Origin of the sequence: uncultured Parabacteroides sp., assembly GCF_905196875.1 — a bacterium.
Taxonomy (GTDB): Bacteria; Bacteroidota; Bacteroidia; order Bacteroidales; family Tannerellaceae; genus Parabacteroides.
The window spans coordinates 1-23,111 of the sequence record NZ_CAJJWO010000028.1 but is presented as its reverse complement, the minus strand read 5'-3'; the positions used below and the strand labels follow the sequence as shown (position 1 = coordinate 23,111).

Sequence of the window (23,111 nt, the reverse complement as noted above, 5' to 3'; positions counted from 1 at the left end):
CAAGACTCCGATCACTGTGTATACAGCTCCAGTTCCAATACGGAGATATTGTAATTATATACTGCTTCAATATATCCTTTCCGAATCTCCCTGACACTGTTCAGACTCTGAACGAACTGCATAATATCCGTTTCACTTTCGCGGAACTGTATCTGTGCACTACTCAACAATGCATCGGCTTCCGGTAAAGCTCCGGTAGTATAATAACGAATGCTTTCTCCTTGCTGGCGAAGCATTGCCTGTAATTCCTCCACCTTATTACTCAGTTGCCGCCTGTTAGCTTCCGCTTCCGTCCGGGCTATACCGGCATCTATCCTGGCTTGCTTAGTACGACTTTGCTGTGGAAAGAACAGAACAGGAAAGGATATACCGACCATCCATGAGTTCAACCCATTAAGCGGTGCTATCTTCTGACGGATATAACCTACCGACAGCTCGGGAAAGAAACGGCTACGTTCAACTTTGAGTACGGCTTTCTTTTCATCCGCCAGACTTTGGAAATACCCCAAATGAACATCCGACAAGGAAGCAGATCCGGTTTCTACCGGGAACAAAGCCAATGTACTATCAGTGGGAATAATCGGTTCATCGGCATAACAGGCCCAGGAAAAACGACGGGCAGCCAGTTGCAACTCTTCTTCCGACTGCATCAGACGCGTGCGCAAATCTGCTGCCAAAGTCGTTGCCATATTACGTTCCAATAAAGTGATATCCCCCTGCTCATAACGAAGTTGCCCGGCCTGCTGTAAACGGACAGCCAGTTCATTCTGTTCGCTGTAAAGAGAATGGAGATTGGCTGCATACTGATAATAAGCCCAGGCCCGTTTTACTTCCGCTATAATTTCTTTTTTCACCAGGTCACGATAATATTCGCCCGTTACGATCTGCTTACTGACAAGCGTATTTTTATAGAATGGTGTCAACAAGGAACCCAACGATTGGGTAACCTCTATCTGGTTATCTTTGCGTGTTTCGCCATTGATCTGTCCCCATGAATAGCTAACCGACATGGGAGCCAACTCCCATGATTCGCCACGGGAAGCACGCGAGCGATCGATTGCCGCAGATGCCGTTTTCAGACGCGGATGGTTTTGCATGGCAATGGATAAAGCCTCCTCCAGTGAGATAACTGTTACCGGAGCCTCCCGGTTAGTTATATTCCCTTCGCCCCAGGCCGGAGATGCCAGGCAAACAAACAGTAAAACGATTGAAAGCACCTTACCACCTCTCCTTCTCCATCCCTTTTTCCATACGTACGGGAATAAATTCACCATCCGGTAAAACACCGGTATTATTAATAAGGTAAGGATTGTAGAGACAATCAACCCGCCAATCACGACGGTTGCCAACGGACGTTGCACTTCTGCTCCAGCCGACCGGGCTATTGCCATCGGAACAAATCCGAGCGAAGCAACCAGTCCGGTCAAAAAGACAGGACGCAGCAGGTGAGGACACCCTTTCACTATAATACGGTTCGTACACATATAATATTTCTTTTGTTTACGCAATTCATTAAAATGATTGATCATCAGGATTCCATTCAGTACTGCCACACCGAACAAGGCTATAAATCCCACACCGGCCGAAATGCTGAACGGCAAACCACGTAACCAAAGTGCCACGATCCCCCCGATAAGGGATAAAGGAACGGTAGAGAATACCACCAATGTATACGTCACGCTCTTAAAGGCAAAAAACAACAATAAGAGAATCAAGGCCAAAGCGACCGGAATAACGATCAGCAATGTATTGATCGCATTCTGTAAATTTTCAAACTGCCCACCGTACTCGAAGTAATATCCGGGCTTCAGTTTTATATTCTTATCCAAAGCACGCTGAATATCGGAAACAACCTGCTGAATATCCGCATCACGCACATTGACACCGATCACAATACGACGTTTGGTGGCATCACGGTTTATCTGAAGCGGACCGTTTACCAATTCGATATTCGCCACTTCACTGACCGGGATCTGAATACCCTCCGCCGTACGGATAAACAGTTTATCCAAATTCAGATCCGATACTTTATCATTGTCCAGTCGTAGAACCAGATCGAAACGACGTTCATTTTCGAAAATCACACCGGCCGCTTCACCTGCATAAGCCGTGCGGATAATTGTATTCAGTTCTTCTATATTCATTCCGTAACGGGCTATTTTAGCACGGTCGTACTTTATGACCAATTGCGGCAAGCCCATGGCCTGTTCTACGATCACGTCGGCAGCCCCAGGTACTTTTTCTACATGTTTAGCCGCTTCTTTTGCTTTATTATACAATTCCGCCATATCTTCACCATACAGCTTGATGGCAATATCAGCCTTAGCCCCCGTCATCAGTTCATTGAAACGCAACTGGATCGGCTGGCTAAAATTAAATTCAGCACCTTTGACCGAATCGAGGGCTGTTTTCATCTTTTCAACCATCTCTGCGCGACTGGATGCAGAGGTCCATTCTTTAAACGGTTTCATGATAATCATTATATCGGCATCTTCCACTGCCATCGGGTCGGTCGGAACCTCTGCCGTTCCAATCTTGGCCACGACATGTTTGATCTCCGGAAACCGATCCATCAATATTTTCTGTGCCTGCCCGGAGAGTTCGACACTCCGCGTCAGAGAACTTCCAGCCGGAAGAGTCATCTGCATGGCAAAATCACCTTCATCCAATGTCGGGATAAACTCTGCCCCCAACCGCGTAAACAAGAATAAAGAGGCAGCCAGTAAAGCAAAAGCCGAACAAACAGTAGCCCGGATATGATGCAAACAAAATTGTAAGCAATGCTGATACACCCGATTCAACTTCTCAAAAAAACGATCGGCAAATGTCGGTTTGGATGAAATAGTCCGTTTTAAGAATAAAGAAGCCATCATCGGCACATAAGTGAGCGAAAGAATCAATGCTCCGATAATACAAAAAACGAGCGTCTTTGCCATCGGAGTAAAATATTTACCTTCAATACCCGTCAGTGTAAGAATCGGGAAAAAGACGATCAGGATAATCAAAACGGCAAAAGTCGCACTTCGTACTACACCGCTTGCCCCGGCTTCAACCTCCTTATCCATCTCGACTCCGGAAAGTGTGCAGCCGGCAAGCCTCCTGGTATAAATATGGGCCAGAATACCTTCCACAATGACAATCGAACCATCCACAACTATACCGAAATCTATGGCCCCCAGACTCATCAGGTTGGCAGACACACCGAATATCCGCATCATAATAAAACCAAACAACATGGCTAACGGAATAACAGAAGCGACAATTAAACCGGCACGGATATTCCCCAGAAAGACGATCAAGACAAAGAATACGATCAAAGCGCCTTCAATCAGATTACGCACAACCGTCGATATATTCCGGTTAACCAATTCCGAACGGTTCAGGTAAGGTTCTACACTAATACCTTCGGGAAGCATTTTCTGTACTTTATCGACACGCTCTTCCAGTTCTTTCGTAACCACATTCGCATTGGCACCCTTAAGCATCATGGCAATACCGCCGACACATTCACCTTCCCCGTCCTTTGTCATAGCACCAAAACGTTTCGGGGCCCCAAAGCGAACTGTACCGACATCGCTGATATGAATAGGTATCCCTCCCCGATTGGTTATAACAATACGTTCGATATCTTTCGTACTACTTATCATACCCTCGGAACGAATATAATAAGCCCGGTTCACCTTTTCAATATAACTGCCGCCTGTATTTTGGTTGTTACTGCTGAGGGCGGAATAAACATCGCCAATCGTTATATTCAATGAGTATAAAGCATCCGGATCGACAGCCACTTCATACTGTTTCAGATAACCGCCGAAACTATTGATCTCTACAATTCCCGGAATTCCGGAAAGCTGCCGTTTAACGATCCAGTCCTGGATGGTACGCAGTTCCATGGCATCATATTTATCTTCATAGCCGGGAGCCACTTTCAATACATACTGGTAAATTTCACCCAACCCGGTAGTAATCGGCATCAGTTCCGGCGTTCCCAGTTCAGAAGGGATCTCACCGGATACAGTTTGTATTTGTTCATTGATCAATTGCCGGGCATCCAATGTGGGAACACTCTCTTTAAACACCACTGTTACGAGCGACAATCCGAAACGGGAGACAGAACGTATCTCTTCTACATTCATAATATTGCTCATAGCAATTTCTATCGGAAAAGTAATCAGCTGTTCTACTTCCTGTGGAGCCAGGGTGGGCGAAACCGTAACAATCTGTACCTGATTATTGGTTATGTCGGGCACAGCGTCGATAGGGAGCGTCAACATGGCATAAATACCACCAATCAACAGAAATAAGGTAGTAAGTCCGACAAACAGCTTTTTGTGGATAGAGAAATGTACAATAGCTTTAAACATCACTTTGTAATTTAAAATAATATTACAAAGTTAATGAGCCGCCAAATGAATAGATATAAGAAAATAGTGAAGCTGACAGAAAGGGAGGTGAAATATACCTATCAGCATTTAAAACGGAAAGAAAAATAAATTCCGGAAAAGGTCAGAGCAATGAACTTTTTGAAAAGGGATACATGCGTATGTAAAGGGGTACATGCGTTTGGTAAAGGGTTTGCGTCCACGTGCGTGATCTTTCCCGGAATTAAATCTTATACGACTTCGTCTTTTTCATTAAAGTCGTCAGCCTCCTGATTACCTCCTTCGATAGTTTCTGTTATATCTTTAACATCTCCGGAAGTATAATTATCTCCCAATATTGAATTATCGGTAACCATTGCTTCGTCTGTCAGTTCGGCACTCTCATCCCACAAAGTTTTCATTATCTTTGTCATAACCATTGATTTTAATTAGTTAATACGATAAATAAACAAAACAGGAAAAGGAATTGTTTCCGAAATCATCAAAAACTACAACGTTGTATACAGAATCGAATCTACCGCATGCGATAAGATATACGCAGCCGGAGTTGCATTCGTTGCCGAATAACCCTGTTTCAACTCTTCTATTGCAGCTTCCTTACCTGCCCCCAAAACAGGAACAAGTAACGGGGAACCATTCAATATGATCGGACCGGTCATAGTAATACGAAACTGTCCGGTTTCCGGATGCTGGGAGACGGCATAGTTTCGGCTATCTGTCAGCAACGGAAGGTTATCAGGAAAAATAGAAGCAGTGTGTGAATCTCCTCCTATTCCCAGAATGATACAATCGAAATAAGGAAACTGCCCGTGACGGGGTAAATATTCCTTTACGATACGCGAATAACGCATAGCCTCCGTACCGGGTTCAACCTCACCATGAATGCGATGGATATGATCCCTGGGGATCTGCAAAGGTTCAAACAGTAGCCTGTTCGCATGTCCGAAGTTACTATCCGGATCAGTCGGGGCGACACAACGTTCGTCCACCCAGAAAAAACGCAGATTGTCCCAATCTATCTTATCCTTGTATTCATCAGCCCAGAGGGCAAACATCTTCTTTGCCGTTTCCCCGCCCGAAAGAGCGAGGTTAAACGGTTTCTGATCTTCTTTACGGGCCATATAATCCATCAATTGACTGGTCAATGCCCTCAAAGCGTCTTTACTATCTTTATAATTTTCAACTTTCATATGCAATATTCCTTTTTGTTAATCAGCCGCAGGAATCGCAGGGAGCCCCCATGGAATCTGCGCCTAACATCATTCTTTCTATCGGTCCGTTCTGTCCCGGTTCATAGAAAAACAATCGCTTCGACCCTTCTTCTTTCCAATGATGCAAGATCGGATCGATAAAACGCCAACTAGCCTCCAAAGCATCGCTACGTGCATACAAGGTAGAATCTCCCAGCATAGCATCCAATAACAAACGCTCGTAGGCATCCGGCAAATGAGTCTTTGACAATGAATCGTAACGGAACTCCATTCCGACTTGTTTTACCGTAAATCCGGCACCAGGCATCTTCAGTCCGAAACGTAACGTGATACTTTCGTCGGGTTGGATACGGATCACCAGCTTATTACAGGAACTACCCGAACATTGTCCGGCAAACAATTGGTGCGGAGTCGATTTGAAATGGATAACGATCTCCGACGACTTCTCCGGTAACTTCTTCCCGGTAAAGAAATAGAACGGCACACCGCTCCACCGCCAGTTATCGATAAAGAACTTCATACCGACATACGTCTCCGTATTCGAATCGGGAGCAACATTCTTTTCTTCCCGATATCCTTCGTACTGTCCTCGTACCACCCATTCGTTTATCTCACGGATCGTATAAGGACGGATCGAACGGAAGACCTTCACGATCTCGTCGCGAATCGACTCCGGATCGAATACCGAAGGCGACTCCATTGCCGCAAAGGCCATCAGCTGCATCAGGTGATTTTGTATCATGTCGCGCATGGCACCGGCACCGTCATAATATTTGCCGCGGTTCTCCACACCCAGCGTTTCAGAGGCACTGATCTCGATCGAGTCTACATAGTTCCTGTTCCACAGAGGCTCGAATATACCGTTCGAGAAACGAAGTACCAGTATGTTCTGCACCGTCTCTTTTCCCAGATAATGGTCGATCCGGTAAATCTCCTTCTCATCGAAAATACGACACAGATGCTGATTCAGTTGCTGTGCTGTATCCAGACTCGTACCGAAAGGCTTCTCCACAATTACGCGGCGCCAGCCGTCTTCCGAAGCGGCAACATTCATACCGTTCTCCTGAAGATACTTCGGAACCAGTTCGTACATCAGCGGCGGCGTGGCAAGGTAATAGATCACCTTGTCGGGAAGGTGTTCCTCCTGCTGCAAAAGATGGATACGGTCTTTCAGTTTCACATATTCGGCGGTATTGGTTGAATCGAATGCCAGGTAGAAAAGTATCTGAAGAAATTTATCCAGATCTTCGCTGTTTGTTTCCTTATTTCCCCGTGCTTCCAGGATATGTTTACGTTGTTCGGCACGGAACTCTTCATCCGTAAAAGCGGTGCGCGCAGCACCCAGTATCGCAAAATGTTCAGGTAACATATTGCTGACGTGCAATTCAAAAAGTGCCGGAAGCAACTTGCGGCCTGTCAGGTCGCCCGATGCTCCGAAAATAACAAGTAACTGATCATTTGGTCTGTTCATCTTCACATCCTCCACTTGTTAAGCATTATAAGTCCCTGAAACGGTATTTCCACCTTCACCCGTCCAGTTGGTATGGAAGAAGAGGCCACGTTCGCGGTCGGTTCTTTCATAGGTATGGGCTCCGAAGTAATCACGCTGTGCCTGGATCAGGTTAGCAGCCGAATGCATGGTACGCAATCCGTCGAAATAGCTCAGGGCAGAACTCATAGCCGGCAGGGGCACTCCACTTAAGGCACCTTCGGCAACGACTTTACGCCAGGAAGGTAACGCTTTCTGTATCTTCGTACGGAAAAAGTCGTCAAACAACAAGTTCTCCAACTTAGGATTCTTACGGTATGCTTCCGTTATCTTCTGCAGGAATACAGAACGGATGATACATCCCTTACGCCATATCTGTGCAATAGTTCCGTAATCCAGATCCCAACCATAATGCTCGGAGGCACGGCGTATCAGGGAAAATCCCTGGGCATACGAGATCAGTTTGGAGGCATACAAGGCCTGACGTATTTCTTCGACGAACAGGTTCTCTCCCAACTCGACAGGTTCGGGATACAAACCGGAAGCTTTTTCGCGTTCAGTATAAAGAGCCGACAGCAGACGGGCATATACGGCTTCAGTGATCAAAGTCAGCGGATCGCTCTCATCCATAGCAGCAATAGCACTCCACTTTCCTGTTCCCTTTTGTCCGGCCACATCCAGTATTCTATCCAGCAACGGCTTGCCGTCTTCATCACGGAAACGGAGGATATTCTTTGTAATCTCGATCAGGAAGCTGTCCAGTTCCCCTTTATTCCATTCCTCGAATACGACCGACATTTCATCATTGTCGAGTCCTTTGCGGTTTTTCAGCAATGAGTACGCTTCAGAGATCAATTGCATATCCCCATATTCGATACCGTTATGGACCATTTTCACGAAATGTCCGGCTCCTCCCCGCCCGATCCACTGGCAACAAGGCGTACCGTCATCCAGCTTGGCAGCGATACCCTGCAGGATATCCTTTACGATCGGCCATGCTTCGGGAGAACCGCCCGGCATAACGGAAGGACCGTGCAAAGCTCCTTCCTCACCGCCCGAGATACCCGAACCAATAAAGTACAGACCTTTTGCTTCCACTTCCTTCACGCGGCGTTCCGTATCGTGAAAGTCTGAGTTACCTCCGTCGATGATTACATCGCCCGGCGACATATGAGGCAATAATTGTTCAATCATTTCGTCGACCGGCGCACCGGCCTTGATCATCATCATGATGATACGCGGACGCTTTACGGCTTCCGTCAGTTCTTCGATCGAATGGGTAGCGATAAAATTCTTGCCTTTACCACGGCCATTCACAAAACGGTCAACTACTCCTTCCTCACCGGGAAAGTTACGATTATATACAGCAACGGTAAAACCTTTGCTTTCCATATTCAGAGCCAGGTTCTCACCCATTACGGCAAGACCGATCAGTCCGATATCTGCTTTTTTCATGTTCTTTTCTATTTTATATTTTGTTTCTACTATTTTATCAATGCGAACAAATCGTTCAGCGATTCGCTCATCGACGGGTGTGTATAAATACTGTCCCGCAGAAATGTATAATCTTTTCCGGCACGTATCGCCAGCGATACAGTATTAATCACCTCAGTCGACTCGGCGCAGAAAAGTGTACATCCCAGTATCTCGCCTGTTTCCGTATCGACGATAGCTTTCAATAGGCCATCCGTCTGTTCGAAGGTACGTGTCCGCGGGAATGCAGCAGCCGGAATCCGCGCAATGCTTATTTTCCTTCCGGAACGTAACGCCTCTTCCTCGCCCATCCCGATGCGCGACAGCGGGGGATCGATAAATACCGAGTAGGCAACCGCCACACGGTCATCCTTCGTACGCTGTCCGTTGCCGAACAACTGGTCTTTTATCACGCGATAATCGTCCAGAGAAATATAGGTAAATTGAAGACCGCCGGTTACATCGCCCATTGCCCATATATTCGGAACATTGGTGCGCAGATGATCGTCCACAATAACGGCTCCCCGGTCGGAGATCTCTATCCCCGCAGCTTCCGGATGCAGGTCTGTGGTGTTCGGACGGCGTCCGGTTGCCAGCAGCACAGCGTCGGCGGGAAGTTGTACTTCGTTTCCTTCTTTCTCTTTATATGTTATAACAGCTCCGGTGTCATTGTGTTCAATCGACTGTACCAAAGCATTCAAATGGATAGTGATTCCTTTCTTTTCGAGTACCGTTTTTACCGCATCGGCAATGTCGCGGTCCTCACGGGCAATAAACTTGTCTCCCCCCTCCAATACGATCACTTCCGAACCGAAACCGGCAAACATAGATGCAAATTCCAGACCGATATAACCGCCTCCGACAATCACCAACCGACGGGGTAGTTTATCTAATTCCATGATCGAGGTACTGGTATAGACAAACGGATTTCCTTCTATACCTTTGATGGGCGGGATGATAGTAGATGCTCCCGTATTGATAAATATCTTTTTGCCTTCCAGAAGGAGGGTTTCATTACCTGCTTTTACTTCTATTTCATGAGGGGAATGGAAAGAGGCGACGCCTGTATAGACAGTCACGGTGTCTTTCGAGTCGAGATTGTCGAAATTCTTTTTACGCAGAGCTGCGGTAAGTTCCCTTTTCCCAGCAATTGCCTGGCGGAACTCTTCGGCATACTGTTCGAAGGAAGAAGGTTTACGATAGGATATGACTTTCGACATATGCACCAACCTTTTCGTCGGGATACAACCGATATTGATACAGGTTCCTCCGTACATTCCGGACGAACGCTCGATAATAGCAACATTCCATCCTCTGTTTCCCAACTCTGCGGCAAGTGTTTTACCGGCTTTACCAAACCCTATGATAATTGCATCGTACTTTTTCATCCTACAATCCTCCTCTTTTTTTAGACTAAGCTATAAACAAAACAGCTGTTTTAACCTAATTGTTCGTAATATTTTATCTATATTCTGATATTTATTATCTATCACCCGCCTTGATAGCAAAGGTGACAATGCAAAAATAGAGAATGCAGGCGGTTAAGGGAATGGTTATTTTTCCTGAATAGTTGGCGATTTGGCTATTCTTTGATGATCTTATTCTTCTTCCGGTATTCAGTTGTACTCATTCCCGTCGTATTTTTGAAAAACCGGCTGAAGGTCGCCTGGTCTTCAAATCCTAACGACAAAGCAATCTCTTTGGAACTTTTGGTAGTGTAGAGCAACAAACGTTCCGCTTCGGCCTGTATCCGGTTGTGGATAATACGGATAGCCGAAGGTTGCTGGTAAGTCGCCAGCAGGTTCGCCAATGTTTTGGGAGATTTATTCAGCATATCGGCATATTCCTGAACTTGCTTCTTTTCCTTGAACCAGGTGTCGACCAATACATAGAACTTGCGGATCGTCTCAAACTGCATCCCGTTCTCCTTTCTCACCCCCTGCCGGTTTTCTGCCACACGCGTACATAATATAATAAAGCGTTTCAGCAAAACACGAAGCATTTCTTCCTGCAGATGGTCGCGACTCTCGAATTCCTCGCGCATAATACCTGTCAGCGTATCGATCCTACGCCGTTCTTCGTCAGACAGGTCGAATACCACAACATGCGAAGATCCGTGAAACAACAGGCCGTTGCACGAAACTTCGTGATCATTACCATAGATACAATAGAAATTACTATTGAACATCAATGCCAGATAGGTTCCGTCCACCCGGATAAATTCCAGATGATGCAGGTGAGACAAAGTAAGCAACTGTCCGCCATTCAGCACGACAGTCTGATGGTCGACATCCAGTTCAAGCCGACCGGAAACAACCCAAATAAACTTATACAATGTTTTGTCTTTCAATAAAGCCGGGTTAGTATCCAGCGAATCCGATAAAATTACTTTTCCTTTGATCTTGCTGTTTTCAAATAATAAATTCATGGTATTCCTGTACATTATATATTATTACCTCCATTCGGTAGGGATCTCCCCCGTATTCCTGCGGAACCAACGGGAAAAAGTATCGTGGTTGGCAAAACCCAGCATCGTAGCAATCTGCGAAGGACGCAGGCGGGTTTTCGACAACAAGTCTTTTGCTTCCAGCAATACGAACTCACTGATCCATTCGGCAGCCGATATTCCCGCACCTTGCTTACACCGGATATTCAGTTCCTGCGAAGTGATCCCTAACTTTTCTGCGTAAAAGTACGCAGGAGAATGGTGATATCGGCTAATTAAGGTCGCAAATTGTTGAAAAAAGAGTGAATTTTCTGTTTTGGGCACTTCCGAGACCGATTTTCCCTGTTGCAGATTTATGATCAAAGCGCGCAGCAACGACTCCACTACTTTCGCACGCATCTCTTTCATCTGCTCGATTTGTGATTCGATCAGTCTCAGATAAGTCCTCGTCTCTTCGATTTCGTCGGAAGGGATATCTCGGTAAACAAGACGTTGCCGGTTAATAAGTAACTCTTCGGATACATAAACGATTATACCGGTAAACCCGGTAGACTGGAAAGATTTTATCTCTGTTACATCATCACTGCCAACCAATAGAAGCTGTCCTGCAGTTACATCATAAACCTGATGCATAGCCTGGCAACTGAAAGTTCCCCCGGTACAGATCACGGCCAATGTACCCGAGTCCAACGGAAGCAACTTACAGTTTTCACCATCTTTTACATATAGAATCTTCAGCGAACTTTCAAGCGTTAGCTCGGGTGTCGACACCGTATTGTAAAGATCAACGGGTAATATTCTTTCTGTTTTCATTTTTTAATTACTATTTTTAGCGTATAAATTAAGTATCGGGTAAACATACAAACGTCATTATTAGTTTATTATACAGTAGGATTTTATCTTTAGTTAAAACCATCTTAAGAACATTTTATGATAACAACTATTATTTTCACTCTGAACATTCGTGCATCCTTTTTAGTTTTATATTTGCACGACAAAAAGAAAAACGATGAAGATTCCTTTTAAACCAATTACTATAGAGGATAAGGAGACAATTACCTCCTTTACCTATCCTCATAATTATCGCAATTGCGATTACTCTTTTGCCAACATTTGCAGTTGGTGTTTTCTGTACGACACGGAGTTCGCCGTGGTCGACGGATTCTTACTGATCCGTTTCCGGATAGAAAACAAAAGCAGGGTTGTTTATATGACCCCGGCAGGAGAAGGCGACCTGCGGTATGCGCTGGAATTGCTGGAGGCCGATTCACAGGAACACGGCCATCCGCTATGTATGCTGGGGGTGACTCCCGACGCCAAAGAAATGCTTGAAAAAGCATTACCCGGAGGATTCTTTTACATCCCCGAACGGGATTATTTCGACTATATCTACCTGCGTGAAGACCTGGCACTGCTGAAAGGTAAGAAGTATCAGTCCAAACGCAACCATATCAACAATTTCAAGAAGAGATATGAGTACAAATATTCCCCTATCACTCCGGAACTGATCCCCCAGTGCCTGAAGCTGGAATGTACCTGGTATAAAGCCAACCGTACGGAAGACGACGCGGAAGATCTGAATTACGAACGTATTTCCATGACCTACGCCCTCAATCATTTCGACGAACTCGGACTGTTAGGCGGCGCCCTGCTCGTCGATGGAAAAGTAATAGCCTTTACATTCGGAGCACCGATCAACCACGATACTTTCGGGGTACATGTGGAAAAGGCCGATGTCGACTACGAAGGGGCCTATACGGTTATCAACCAGGAATTCGCATCCCGCCTGCCGGAACAGTTCACCTACGTCAACCGGGAGGAAGACCTGGGTATCCCCGGACTACGCAAAGCAAAACTTTCCTATAACCCGGTCATACTATTGGAGAAAAACGCCGCAATAAAGAAAACGCAAAACAATAAACAAGATGAACAAGCAACAAGTAATCGATCTGTGGCGTCTCTCGTTTAATGATACGGAAGAATTTATACGCCTTTATTTCGACCGGGTATATAAAGAAGAAAACACCCTGGTGATAGAAAAGGACGGTCAGGTGGTGTCTGCCCTGCAGATGCTGCCCTACACCATGACATACTACGGAACGGAAATATCCGTAGCTTATATTTCGGGAGCCTGCACCCTCCCCTCTATGCGCGGAAAAGGCTTGATGAAACAACTCATCCAAAACGCATTCGAGGAAATGAAATACCGGTCGGTAGCGGTTACAGCACTGATCCCGGCCGATCCCTGGTTATTCGATTATTACCGGGAACAAGGTTATACGGAGGCATTCGACTACTCTGAAGAGATATATGTCCGCCCTGCAGAACCGGTATGGGCACCGAAGCTGACGGTTGTTCCGCCCGAAGTGCCTTCGATAGACCTCCTGTACAAATTCTTCGACAAGCACATGCGCCGACGCCCTTGCTGTGTACTGCATACGCAGGATGATTTCATCACTATCCTGCGCGACCTGCAACTGGACGGCGGACAAATGCTCACAGCATTGGATGAGCAGGAACAACCTGTCGGAATAGCCTTTGTGCTGCCTCCCGATCACACCGACGGCATACCGGAAGCCGATCGTCAACTGTATATAAAGGAGTTTCTTTACGACGACGACCGGGTTGCCAACCTCCTGCTTCAGGAAGCGACACTACAAAACAACGTAAAGAAAGCTGTCTATAAGACACCACCCATAATTCCCGGAACACACCCGATGGGAATGGCCCGCGTGATCGATACGGAACGGCTGATGCATCACTGGCTGTCCACCCATAAGGATGCACCGGTATCGGAAAAATTATTGAAAGAGCAGGATATCCGGACTTTCACACGAATAGTGATGGGATACCCTCACCGGGAAGCTTATATGAGCCTGATGCTGGATTAATCCGGCACCAGGCATCTTGTCAATCGTAAACTACTTCAAAAAGATCACCTTTCTGCAAACCGATCCGTACAATACCGAAAGGCAAGGTTACCGGATCGATCTCTTTTTTATTCTTATAGTATTTCTCCCGGCCATTCCGATCCGGAAGTCTCAATTTCAATGTGTTATCGGTTGTAGCTGTTACCTGCACATGTTTCACGGCCCGGTTGTTCCACGACAGGTCCACCACAAAACCGCCGCGTGCACAAAGTCCCACATAGCTGCCCGAACCCCACGCATCCGGAAGAGCGGGCAATAGCTCTACATACTCTTCATGGCTCTGGAGTAACATCTCGGCAATACCGGCAGCACCAGCTTCATTACCATCGAATACAAAGATATCCGTCGGCGCACCGGCTATCCCTTTCGGAGAAATTGTCAACATATTCTCACGACTCAGCTCATTAATCAGCCCCAGCACACTTTCGTATGCTTTCTGTCCCTCTTTCAACCGGGCATAGAAGTTGATCATATTGGCCCGGCTCCACTCTACATCTTCCCAGCCAGGTGCATTCAAACGCCTGTCTATCGACACAGCAGCCGCTTTTGCCAACTCCGGAGTCTGCTCCACCGATATCTGACTGTAAGGATATAAAGCCAGCAAATGACTGGTATGCCGGTGGTTAGGCACTGCTTCTTCAAAATCCTCCGACCATTCCTGTATCTGTCCGTACTTACCGGTTTCAAAAGCAGGCAGTCTGTCGATGGCATCGATTATCCGTCCCCTGAACTCATCATCCACCTGAAGCAACTCCGCCGCATGCTGGCAGGCGTTCAGTATCTCGTAGACGATCACCCTGTCGCAGGTCGGCATCATCGAAAGCGACATTTCTTTTCCATTCCGCTTAAAAGAGTTTTCCGGAGAGGTGGACGGCCCTGTCAGCAGCCGCCCGCTATCCGGATCTTCTATCATATAATCGAGGAAGAATAAAGCCGTTTGCTTCAACACCGGATAAGCCCGTAGTAAAAAGACCTCATCTTTCGTAAAACGATAATAATCCCACATATGAGAGGCCAGCCACGCCCCTCCCGTCGGATGAAGCCCCCAACCTGTTCCCCAACCGGGAGCCGTAAAGCCCCATACATTCGCCATCGTATGGGCCACCCAACCTTCACAACCATAGACGGTTGCCGCTGTTTTAGCACCGGCCTCAACCAACGACTCTATATAATTGAACAGCGGGACATTACATTCTTGCAGATTACCTACATTCGCCGCCCAGTAATTCTGCTGCGTATTGATATCCAGATGGTAATCACACGACCATTGCATATTACATGCCAGGTTATCATTCCATATTCCCTGCAAATTGGCCGGTAACGGAGAATTCGCTCGTGAAGCGGAGATCAGCAGATATCGTCCGTACTGGAAAAACAAAGCAGCCAGTTCCGGGTCGTTTCCTCCTTCTTTCAATAATTTCAGCCGTTCGTCGGTAGGCAACGATTCTTTCTTTTCTCCTCCCAGGGTGAGACTGACACGGTCGAACAACCGGCTAAAGTCAGCCCGATGCTCCTGCCTGAGTCGATCGAACCCTTTCCGTTCCGCATTATTCAATGCCGACAATACCGTCTCCTGCATATTTCCGGGAACATAATCAGTCCGCAAATCAGCTATTAGAAGCACTTCATCAGCATTTTCGACAGACAAACTTTCTTTATTCTGCCGGATACTTCCCCCGTTAGCCAAGACCTTCACCTGCCCGTAAAAATTAACACCTCCGGGACCGAAAGTCGGGAAAGATACTTGTCCGGTAAAACAGATCGCATCCTTTTCTGTTGTTATAGCAGACTCACGCAACGGATTGAGACATATCTCGAAATTCTGAGAACCCTTCTGCGAAGCCGTCAGCCTTATTACCATCACATCAGCCGGATTCGAACAGAAATATTCCCGGGTATAGGTTACCCCGCCCTGTTCATAAGAAACAGAAGAGATCCCACTGTTCAGATCGAGAGATCGACTATAATTATTTACTTCAGTATTTCCCTGCCCGAAAAGCAACTCTATATCACCGAAAGGCACATGCGTACCGAACGATGCAGGAGATCCGACCAGCTTCTCCGAAGCGATCGCGTTCCCCTCTTCCAACTTTCCGTCGAGGAACATTTGCTGAAGTTTCCTGAGTTCCTCCTTTCCGAAAGGCTTTTCCTGTGCTTCATTCTTCTGACCGGACCAGAGCGTTATTTCATTCAGGGCAACGGTTTCTTTCGAAACACCACCGAACACCATACCACTCAGACGCCCGTTTCCGATCGGCAGGGATTTCATCCACTCATCAGCAGGTTCATCATACCACATCTTCAAAGGTTCGCTCTGGGACAATGCCCCCTGAACAAACAGGACTAAACTAAAAGAGACACACAACCATTTGTTTTTCATAATAATACAATTGCCACTAAATTGATACTGTCACCCTCCGTGTCAGCACGAAAGGTTCTTCTTCTTTTCCAGCGCTTCCTTATAAAGCCTATCCTGCAACACTGCAAACTGTGCAATATAATACTCTTCCATCATCCCTTCCGGTTCACTAGCCCCGTCCGTTGCCACAAACAAGCTGATCCGCTCGCTCATTTTCAAATATTCATCAAAACCTTCACTGGAAGAGTTCAACACACTTATAATTACTTTGTATTTAGGAGTTTCCATACTATATTTAATTTATATGATTAATCTTTCGTTATCCATTCCGAAATATTCCGCTCCTCCGCACTGAAAGAAGCACCTACTTTTACAAGGGTACGACCATCTGCGATATAAGGGATCAGATATCCTTTTTCATCGATCTGCCGGATGGCAGCCTCTGCGTTTCCATCCAGTTTAAATTCAAATACGTAAATATAATCCTTCGTCTTTACCACCGCATCGGCCCGGCCTCTGGCACTACGAACTTCCGCTTCACAGAATTGTCCCATCAGCTTAAATACCAGATAGAAAACAACCTGATAATGTCGTTCCGTACGATCATTCAGCTCATAGGGGAAATCTGCAAAGAAAGCCTTAAGCCGGGTCAGAAACGCATCCGTTTCTCCGGCACGAAGCTCACGTATAAACTGTTCGATATAAAAGCCACTTTTGTCATCCGACACCGGCGTATAGAAAGGCACTATAAAATTCAAAAAGCCATATTCCACTTCTTCATTCGGGAAGCCCAGCGTATAATTCTGAAACTCTTTGTCATATCCTTTTATCGTCAGATAGCCGCTCTGATAAATTACCGGTATCGGGTTATTAGCCTCCACCCTATACTCCGAAAAGGCTGAAGCACGCAACTCCACCCCTTCGATAATACTGCGCAGATCATAATTACTTTTCTTCAATAGTTGAATAAGGAAAGTGGGAGTTCCTGTCTGAAACCAATAATTACTGAAATCCTGTTTATCCAATACATTCAGTACACTGAACAGATTAAACACCCCTTCTGCCACCGGATGAAAATGATATCCGTCATATTTCTTAGTCAATATAGCTACTGTTTCTTCTACAGTAAGATCATTTGCATCCCCCAGCTCTGTTATCTCATTCATGAAATTGTCCGTCAACTCATCTTTTGTCATGCCGCAAAGAGTTGCATACCAACGCGTCATACTGATATCGTTCAACTGATTCAAATCGCTGAACACACTCACATGAGCAAATTTGGTCACCCCGGTAAGCAGAACGAATTGCAGGTAAGGATCGGCACTCTTCAATACGCCGTAAAATCCTTTTAATGTACTCTGGAAAGACTCTAACAGCACTTCGTCTCCCAAAGCCTGTAACAAAGGTTTATCGTATTCGTCGATAAGAACAACGACTTGCTTTCCGGTCTTTTCATAGGCCCGACGGATCAAACCTTGAAACCGGTCCGCCAACGTATTTTCTCTCTCGTCTTTCCCCCATTTATCCTCCCAAGTATTCAGATGTCTGATCAATATAAAAGATAAAGCTTCAGGAGTTACATACTTCTCCGCATTCAAATCCAGGTGAAGCACCGGATACTCGATCCAATCCTTCTCCAGCTGTTCGATAGCCAATCCTTTAAACAACTCTTTTTTCCCCTGGAAATAAGCTTCCAGTGTCGATATCAGCAAACTCTTTCCGAAACGGCGGGGACGGCTCAGAAAATAAGGTTTACCGGTTGTCACCATACGATAGATCAAATCCGTCTTGTCGACATAAGCATACCCCTTACTCCGTAAATCTTCGAAGCTCTGTATTCCGATCGGCAGTTTTTGAAGTCCTGTGTTCATTCTATTCCAGTTTATACAGTAATAGACAAAGATACTAATTTCTTTAAAACAACCTTCATTTATCCCTCCTTAGTTTACACACAATCCACAGGCAAAACAGCAATAACAAGACTAATCCGGCAAGCGGCAGGCAAGGGCTCCGGGGGGAGGACCGGGCGGTATGCTGAGTGGTAAGGTTTTCTGTGGCAAGACGCTCATATTCCGTATGGCTACCCGTGGAGGAAAGCAACGAATCCGTCCAGGAGCAGATACGGACAGCTTTGGCGGTAGTGACGCTTTGCAGGTATTGCACGCCGGAACTGTCCGGCGGCAAATATACGACCTGCTCCAACTCCCACGAAAGACTGTCGGTGATTTCCAGATTCGCGACACAGATCAAGCTATCCCGGCGGCTTACCCGTACCGAATCCCTGCGTTCTTCCAGACACGTACCTGCCACCGTGCGGCGCGCCCCGCATCCTGTCAGCAAAAAGATAACACATAACATACAAAGAATAACCTGCATACGATTCTTCCCCGAAGCCTTCAACGAAATATGCAGGAACTTCCTGCGCTTATATAGAATCGCCTGATCGAAAGGCAGTCCCGACCGTAGCAAAAGCTCCAGTAGCTTCGCCGGGCCTTCAGGAGTATAACAATCGGCCGCCTCCCCCTTCACATGCTGACTCGTAGCCACGCCACCCACCAGACGGTTCACCTCTTTATTCCGATAACCGCTCAGGATGGCGATCGGCTTCTCATACAACTGCCGCAAGGGTTCCAGTAAACAATTTGTCAAATGCTGCAACGAACTCTTTGCTTCGGGAGACGGTTCATTGTCGATCGCATGCTCTACCGCAGTAAGGCTATACGTAAGTTCTTCCAGACTGAAATGCTCACTCAACCAGGTCTTTTTACTTCTACTTTCCATTCTCATTGATTTTTAGTTTATACGTATAATCCACTCCGAAAAGAGCTCCTGCAAACGTGCTGATCTCGCCAAAAGCCACTAGTACGCTGTTATCGATCAGTCCCTGCGGATCGATCCAGAATCCACTGAAGAGAAGGACAATCCCGCTCAATGTGAGCAGGATTGCCATAATCAATTGGATAGTCAACCGTTTCATCGGATTACTCGATCACCGGTCTGTCATCCTCACCACCGCCTTCACCTTCATTCTTATCTTCGGAAGCTGTCACCTTCTCGAAGTTGGTACGACTCTTGGCGATACGCAACGCCTTACCGGGGAAGAAACAAACACGCGGTTCGCGGATCATACTTACATCGAAATCCTTCGCATCGGTCACTCCCTCCGAGCCGAAAGAAAAACGAAGATTACCCAATTCGCCCAGATTGACACGCCGCCCGTTGCGCAAGTGGCGTATCGATACCACATTCACACGATCCAGCACCGCTTTCACACTGGCGCTACTCACACCCGAACTGTCGGTTACCTCTTCGATCAATTCCTCAAAAGTCACCAGATCGCCACAAACCATTTGCGCATACTGTTTTTCCGGATGTTCCTTCTGGTCGTCTCCCAGATTCTTGCGCGGAACCATTTTGAACTTGATTGCCATAAAACTAATGTGTTTAATGAATAATAACAGGTACGATATCGAACACATGTCAAAGATATAAATCCGGGAAACCCGCTTCTATCCAAATACGGGGGAACAAACGATCGGAAAGAGGAGAAAACAGTCCTGCTAGCCCCACAAACCATCCGGCGATATCAGAAGAGCGATAGACCGGTTCCTCTCCCATTTAACATCAATTAATCATCACTTACGCCTTTCCGCCCACTTACGCATGTTTTCCAGATCCTCGATATCATCCTTGTCGGCCCTGTCTTTCCGAAGCTTACAGGAGAAATACTGCAAATTCCCTTCCGCGCCAAAAGCCAGAAACCAGATAAAGGCCAGATGCATGGAGTTAAAACTGAAGTCCTCTTCATACGTCTCCGTCAGCGTGAGAAGCCTGCGTAGCATAAGAGGTTCGCGCAAGGGGAAAGCCAATTTCCCCAATACGGTATGGGTTTGAAGATACCTGACAGATCCGCCCCAATCGCTACACACAAAGATCAGGACAAAATCCCTGTACTCGTCAGTCATTTCCATCCAATCACAAAAAGCGGCATCATAGACCGCTTTTACATAAAAGGCTCTCTCTTCGGGAGACATCTGTTCCGTTTTTTTCCGGAACTTTCTGCCAGAAGGTTTCTCACCCAGCAGTTCTTTTATTATTTTATACATAAAAAGTGCCGAACAACGGGGAATGATTAGCCCTCGTTGTCCGGCACAAAAGCCCGGAAAACCATTAATACCCCTGAGCGATCCGGATATTACGGCGTGCCAGGCGCGGGTTTTGCGGCATCGCTTTACGAAACCACGAGATAGCTTCCGACGGATCGTTCTCCATCAGGGACAGCACTCCCAGATTGTTCCACGAACGAGGATCGTCGGCGGCCTGCCGTAAAAAGTAGGCAGCCTGCTCACGGTCACCCAGAGCCAGCGAAGCAGCACCCGCATTCAACATCGCTTCCCGGCTCTCAGGATAACGATAGGCTGCCAGTTCATATACTTCCCGGTATTGCTCCGTACCCGGACGATACAATGCGGCTACCCGCAGGAGTTCGCCAAGCGTCAGCTTATCCGGATCGGCGGCCACTTTTTCCGCCAACACCTGCAAGTCAGGTAGCCGGACATCTGTCGTTACAGTCGTCTCATACGTAACATCCAGTTCCATCCGCCGCAAACGCGAAAAGAAACTCTTCTCCATATCCTTATATACAGCCCCTTTGTCGAGCGCCTTCAACTGCTTCCTCCGACTGTCGGCATCCGCATATTTATCCAGTACGGCCAGCACCTGCGCACCATAGCTACGTCCCGACTTCACAACCAGCTCCCGCAGACCTTCCCAGTCCTCGCCTACCCAGTCGATCGTGACCGGCACGCCACCGGACAGTTCCGGCAATTTCTGCAGGTAGTTCTTAAAACCGACAGCACGGTTCCCGGCCAAACGTTCATTCTCTCCCGTACTGCCGTCGGGCGAAGCGAAGCCGGTCAGCCGTACGGCCCGTACCCTGTTTTCCGCTCCCTGCAACTGCGACAACCGCTCTTTCAGCTTTTCCAGTTCGGCCCGGTTGTTACCATATTTCAGTTCGAGTCTGACACTGCCCGCCGGAAAACCGATATAAGCCGTCAGCTTTTCAGTATCCAGTTTCTCTACCGGCCCAACTTCCGGTTCCGGGGTCAGATAGCTGATCATTCCTCCGAAAACAGTCAGAGCTTCTACCTGCAACAAGGGTATTTCGGCACGACGCACGAATGCTGTTGCAGACGAATCCTTCCCGATCACAGTCGACTGAGCTCTTTCCATACGTCCCGCCGGCTGCATATCCTGCCGGCTTGTCTTACACGAAGGCAGGACAGCCAGCAAACATAAACCGGCCAGTCCTTCCGTTATTATTTTCTTCATACACTATTTGTTTTGAGGATTCAGCGCCTCCAGCAAAAACTTTCCCGGTTTAAATTTCACACTGGTACGGGCCTCTATCACACAAGGAACACCAGTACGCGGGTTACGTCCCGAACGTTTCGTCTGCTCCCAGGCCTTAAAGGAACCGAATCCCTGAAGTACTATTTCATCTTGTCCCAGTCTTTCCGTCAGCACATCCTGAAAAGCATTGAGGAACTGCCGGGATTTACACTGCGGGATACCCATCTTATCCGCTAATGCGTTCACTAAATCTGTTTTGTTCATAATCAGTTGTTTTTTAATGTTATGTTATTCTCCAATTGTTTCTTCAACGACGACAGGAAGATCATACACTCTATTGGAGTCACCCCCGCTATATCATATAATCGCAGCCGTTCCAGTACCTGTGCGCCGGCATCCGGTTCTTTCCGGACAGGAGCGGTTTCCGGCAAAACTTCCTTTTTCAATGCCTGCATCATATTGGATATATACCGACCTTTCTCCGTAGCAAACTCCTCGTCACCAAGTAATACAGACCGGATAGCCAATTGCTTTTCATCTATTTTATCATACTCCCGGTTTTCAAGTATCTTCGGAAGAACCGCATCCGGAAAACCCAGCGAGATCACTTCCATATTAACCACCTTACAGAAACGGGTATTTACCTGATAAGCAGTTATGGTCTGTATAAATTTAATTGCCGAACGCTCATACGCCTTCCAGAAAAGACCTTCGCGATATAAGTATATATGAGTACTCTCGGCTGTCTCCAAAGCCAGCTTCTGTTTCAAGTCCATAAATAATTCCTTTTATTTAATTACACTTTTCCGCCACCCTGTTATCTGCCGTCCGATATCTTCCATCAACAGGACCAACTTGGCATAACTACCCGTGTCGATGATACGCAGATCGTTACACAGGCGGATTTCCAGTTTCAGGAATTCGAACTCATCCACCAGTTGCATCAGGTGGGGCGACTTGTCCAACGACACATTCGCCCGGTAGATACAACGGGTCAGGTTCATCGCGTCCCTGCGGATATCCTGCATCAGGGTGTATTTATATTCGCGGGGAGCGTGATGCGAGACAGCATAGATCATTTTTATCAGTTCAACCGTCCGCAGATAAAGCGGAGTTTCAGTATGTAAAGCCATGATTCAATATTTCATAACAATTGTATCTGGATGCATACACTACCTGATACAAATCGTCGTAGTTTCCGGGAACCAGCCCGGCCTTTTTCTGACCTCTTATTATAGTCGAGCAAATATTCCTTACGGTCTGGTGGCGCAACAGACGCACCTTCTCTTTCCGGATTATTTTCTCGGGACTGACATAGTATAATCTGTCGAGTGCCGGCGAAAGCCATTCCCTGACCTTCTTCCGCAAGTTCAAACTACTGTGATGTCTCATCAGTCCCAAATACGAATTCAGACTTTGTAGAAAATGTTCCTCTTCATCTTCGCTCAACGGATGTTTCGATACTTTAT

At 46.7% G+C, this 23,111-nt stretch carries 22 protein-coding genes and 1 pseudogene; 2 read left to right on the top strand and 21 right to left on the bottom strand.

The window, feature by feature from the left end; translation table 11 throughout:
* Positions 1-11: 11 nt before the first annotated feature.
* The 8 genes from QZ076_RS11135 to QZ076_RS11100 all read right to left on the bottom strand — a co-directional run bounded on the left by QZ076_RS11135 (position 12) and on the right by QZ076_RS11100 (position 11,814).
* Positions 12-4,364 carry a CusA/CzcA family heavy metal efflux RND transporter gene (locus tag QZ076_RS11135; RefSeq protein ID WP_293713388.1) on the bottom strand — a complete coding sequence of 1,451 codons (4,353 nt, stop codon included), beginning with the start codon at positions 4,362-4,364 and terminating at the stop codon, positions 12-14.
* Positions 4,365-4,612: 248 nt separating this feature from the next.
* Positions 4,613-4,795 carry a hypothetical protein gene (locus tag QZ076_RS11130; protein ID WP_293713387.1) on the bottom strand — a complete coding sequence of 61 codons (183 nt, stop codon included), beginning with the start codon at positions 4,793-4,795 and terminating at the stop codon, positions 4,613-4,615.
* Positions 4,796-4,870: 75 nt separating this feature from the next.
* Positions 4,871-5,572 carry a 6-phosphogluconolactonase gene (gene pgl, locus QZ076_RS11125; protein WP_293713386.1) on the bottom strand — a complete coding sequence of 234 codons (702 nt, stop codon included), beginning with the start codon at positions 5,570-5,572 and terminating at the stop codon, positions 4,871-4,873.
* Positions 5,573-5,594: 22 nt separating this feature from the next.
* Positions 5,595-7,064: a glucose-6-phosphate dehydrogenase gene (zwf, locus tag QZ076_RS11120; protein WP_293713424.1), complete on the bottom strand. Its 1,470-nt coding sequence runs from the start codon at positions 7,062-7,064 to the stop codon at positions 5,595-5,597.
* An 18-nt stretch (positions 7,065-7,082) separates the two neighbouring features.
* Entirely contained in the window at positions 7,083-8,537 is a 1,455-nt protein-coding gene (gnd, locus tag QZ076_RS11115; RefSeq protein ID WP_293713385.1) for a decarboxylating NADP(+)-dependent phosphogluconate dehydrogenase, read from the bottom strand.
* A 29-nt stretch (positions 8,538-8,566) separates the two neighbouring features.
* Positions 8,567-9,943, bottom strand: coding sequence for an FAD-dependent oxidoreductase (locus tag QZ076_RS11110; RefSeq protein ID WP_293713384.1), 1,377 nt, complete (start codon positions 9,941-9,943; stop codon positions 8,567-8,569).
* 194 nt (positions 9,944-10,137) lie between these two features.
* Positions 10,138-10,983, bottom strand: a complete 846-nt coding sequence (locus tag QZ076_RS11105; protein ID WP_293713383.1) for a helix-turn-helix domain-containing protein — start codon at positions 10,981-10,983, stop codon at positions 10,138-10,140.
* A gap of 24 nt (positions 10,984-11,007) precedes the next feature.
* Complete coding sequence (locus QZ076_RS11100) at positions 11,008-11,814, bottom strand: helix-turn-helix domain-containing protein (RefSeq protein ID WP_293713382.1); 807 nt, start codon at positions 11,812-11,814, stop codon at positions 11,008-11,010.
* A 196-nt stretch (positions 11,815-12,010) separates the two neighbouring features.
* Here QZ076_RS11100 and QZ076_RS11095 point away from each other — a divergent pair, with 196 nt between their 5' ends.
* Positions 12,011-12,970 (top strand): phosphatidylglycerol lysyltransferase domain-containing protein, encoded by a 960-nt coding sequence (locus tag QZ076_RS11095; RefSeq protein WP_293713380.1) that lies wholly within the window; start codon positions 12,011-12,013, stop codon positions 12,968-12,970.
* Positions 12,927-13,892, top strand: a complete 966-nt coding sequence (locus QZ076_RS11090; RefSeq protein WP_293713379.1) for a GNAT family N-acetyltransferase — start codon at positions 12,927-12,929, stop codon at positions 13,890-13,892. The genes QZ076_RS11095 and QZ076_RS11090 overlap by 44 nt, the downstream gene beginning before the upstream one ends.
* A gap of 19 nt (positions 13,893-13,911) precedes the next feature.
* Here the strand turns inward: QZ076_RS11090 and QZ076_RS11085 are convergent, their stop codons facing one another.
* The 13 genes and pseudogenes from QZ076_RS11085 to QZ076_RS11025 all read right to left on the bottom strand — a co-directional run.
* Positions 13,912-16,311, bottom strand: a complete 2,400-nt coding sequence (locus QZ076_RS11085) for a glycoside hydrolase family 95 protein (RefSeq protein WP_293713377.1) — start codon at positions 16,309-16,311, stop codon at positions 13,912-13,914.
* 42 nt (positions 16,312-16,353) lie between these two features.
* On the bottom strand, positions 16,354-16,578 hold the full coding sequence (locus QZ076_RS11080; RefSeq protein WP_293713375.1) for a hypothetical protein: 225 nt from the start codon (positions 16,576-16,578) through the stop codon (positions 16,354-16,356).
* Between the two features lie 20 nt (positions 16,579-16,598).
* Positions 16,599-18,161 carry an ATP-binding protein gene (locus QZ076_RS11075; protein ID WP_293713373.1) on the bottom strand — a complete coding sequence of 521 codons (1,563 nt, stop codon included), beginning with the start codon at positions 18,159-18,161 and terminating at the stop codon, positions 16,599-16,601.
* Positions 18,162-18,216: 55 nt separating this feature from the next.
* On the bottom strand, positions 18,217-19,071 hold the full coding sequence (locus tag QZ076_RS11070) for a D-Ala-D-Ala carboxypeptidase family metallohydrolase (RefSeq protein WP_293713371.1): 855 nt from the start codon (positions 19,069-19,071) through the stop codon (positions 18,217-18,219).
* Positions 19,061-19,267 carry a hypothetical protein gene (locus tag QZ076_RS11065; RefSeq protein ID WP_293713370.1) on the bottom strand — a complete coding sequence of 69 codons (207 nt, stop codon included), beginning with the start codon at positions 19,265-19,267 and terminating at the stop codon, positions 19,061-19,063. Before QZ076_RS11065 ends, QZ076_RS11070 begins: the two co-directional genes overlap by 11 nt.
* A gap of 4 nt (positions 19,268-19,271) precedes the next feature.
* Positions 19,272-19,721 carry an HU family DNA-binding protein gene (locus QZ076_RS11060; protein ID WP_293713369.1) on the bottom strand — a complete coding sequence of 150 codons (450 nt, stop codon included), beginning with the start codon at positions 19,719-19,721 and terminating at the stop codon, positions 19,272-19,274.
* Between the two features lie 49 nt (positions 19,722-19,770).
* Positions 19,771-19,908 (bottom strand): hypothetical protein, encoded by a 138-nt coding sequence (locus QZ076_RS11055; RefSeq protein ID WP_293713367.1) that lies wholly within the window; start codon positions 19,906-19,908, stop codon positions 19,771-19,773.
* Positions 19,909-19,925: 17 nt separating this feature from the next.
* Positions 19,926-20,396, bottom strand: coding sequence for a hypothetical protein (locus QZ076_RS11050; protein WP_293713366.1), 471 nt, complete (start codon positions 20,394-20,396; stop codon positions 19,926-19,928).
* 64 nt (positions 20,397-20,460) lie between these two features.
* Entirely contained in the window at positions 20,461-21,621 is a 1,161-nt protein-coding gene (locus QZ076_RS11045; RefSeq protein WP_293713364.1) for a hypothetical protein, read from the bottom strand.
* A gap of 3 nt (positions 21,622-21,624) precedes the next feature.
* A complete protein-coding gene (locus tag QZ076_RS11040; RefSeq protein ID WP_293713362.1) occupies positions 21,625-21,906 on the bottom strand; it encodes an HU family DNA-binding protein in 282 nt (93 codons plus the stop codon).
* Between the two features lie 2 nt (positions 21,907-21,908).
* The gene (locus tag QZ076_RS11035) at positions 21,909-22,418 is read right to left on the bottom strand and encodes a hypothetical protein (RefSeq protein WP_293713360.1); all 510 of its coding nucleotides are present in this window, start codon (positions 22,416-22,418) and stop codon (positions 21,909-21,911) included.
* A gap of 12 nt (positions 22,419-22,430) precedes the next feature.
* Positions 22,431-22,775: a four helix bundle protein gene (locus tag QZ076_RS11030; protein WP_046149214.1), complete on the bottom strand. Its 345-nt coding sequence runs from the start codon at positions 22,773-22,775 to the stop codon at positions 22,431-22,433.
* Positions 22,759-23,111: pseudogene (locus tag QZ076_RS11025) on the bottom strand (hypothetical protein); the annotation flags it as partial. The gene QZ076_RS11030 and the pseudogene QZ076_RS11025, both read right to left, overlap by 17 nt.

Bases quoted from the DNA above. Each gene is read 5' to 3' on its own strand.
- QZ076_RS11135 (WP_293713388.1), bottom strand. From the start codon at position 4,364: ATGTTTAAAGCTATTGTACATTTCTCTATCCACAAAAAGCTGTTTGTC.
- QZ076_RS11130 (WP_293713387.1), bottom strand. From the start codon at position 4,795: ATGACAAAGATAATGAAAACTTTGTGGGATGAGAGTGCCGAACTGACA.
- pgl (WP_293713386.1), bottom strand. From the start codon at position 5,572: ATGAAAGTTGAAAATTATAAAGATAGTAAAGACGCTTTGAGGGCATTG.
- zwf (WP_293713424.1), bottom strand. From the start codon at position 7,064: ATGAACAGACCAAATGATCAGTTACTTGTTATTTTCGGAGCATCGGGC.
- gnd (WP_293713385.1), bottom strand. From the start codon at position 8,537: ATGAAAAAAGCAGATATCGGACTGATCGGTCTTGCCGTAATGGGTGAG.
- QZ076_RS11110 (WP_293713384.1), bottom strand. From the start codon at position 9,943: ATGAAAAAGTACGATGCAATTATCATAGGGTTTGGTAAAGCCGGTAAA.
- QZ076_RS11105 (WP_293713383.1), bottom strand. From the start codon at position 10,983: ATGAATTTATTATTTGAAAACAGCAAGATCAAAGGAAAAGTAATTTTA.
- QZ076_RS11100 (WP_293713382.1), bottom strand. From the start codon at position 11,814: ATGAAAACAGAAAGAATATTACCCGTTGATCTTTACAATACGGTGTCG.
- QZ076_RS11095 (WP_293713380.1), top strand. From the start codon at position 12,011: ATGAAGATTCCTTTTAAACCAATTACTATAGAGGATAAGGAGACAATT.
- QZ076_RS11090 (WP_293713379.1), top strand. From the start codon at position 12,927: ATGAACAAGCAACAAGTAATCGATCTGTGGCGTCTCTCGTTTAATGAT.
- QZ076_RS11085 (WP_293713377.1), bottom strand. From the start codon at position 16,311: ATGAAAAACAAATGGTTGTGTGTCTCTTTTAGTTTAGTCCTGTTTGTT.
- QZ076_RS11080 (WP_293713375.1), bottom strand. From the start codon at position 16,578: ATGGAAACTCCTAAATACAAAGTAATTATAAGTGTGTTGAACTCTTCC.
- QZ076_RS11075 (WP_293713373.1), bottom strand. From the start codon at position 18,161: ATGAACACAGGACTTCAAAAACTGCCGATCGGAATACAGAGCTTCGAA.
- QZ076_RS11070 (WP_293713371.1), bottom strand. From the start codon at position 19,071: ATGGAAAGTAGAAGTAAAAAGACCTGGTTGAGTGAGCATTTCAGTCTG.
- QZ076_RS11065 (WP_293713370.1), bottom strand. From the start codon at position 19,267: ATGAAACGGTTGACTATCCAATTGATTATGGCAATCCTGCTCACATTG.
- QZ076_RS11060 (WP_293713369.1), bottom strand. From the start codon at position 19,721: ATGGCAATCAAGTTCAAAATGGTTCCGCGCAAGAATCTGGGAGACGAC.
- QZ076_RS11055 (WP_293713367.1), bottom strand. From the start codon at position 19,908: ATGGGAGAGGAACCGGTCTATCGCTCTTCTGATATCGCCGGATGGTTT.
- QZ076_RS11050 (WP_293713366.1), bottom strand. From the start codon at position 20,396: ATGTATAAAATAATAAAAGAACTGCTGGGTGAGAAACCTTCTGGCAGA.
- QZ076_RS11045 (WP_293713364.1), bottom strand. From the start codon at position 21,621: ATGAAGAAAATAATAACGGAAGGACTGGCCGGTTTATGTTTGCTGGCT.
- QZ076_RS11040 (WP_293713362.1), bottom strand. From the start codon at position 21,906: ATGAACAAAACAGATTTAGTGAACGCATTAGCGGATAAGATGGGTATC.
- QZ076_RS11035 (WP_293713360.1), bottom strand. From the start codon at position 22,418: ATGGACTTGAAACAGAAGCTGGCTTTGGAGACAGCCGAGAGTACTCAT.
- QZ076_RS11030 (WP_046149214.1), bottom strand. From the start codon at position 22,775: ATGGCTTTACATACTGAAACTCCGCTTTATCTGCGGACGGTTGAACTG.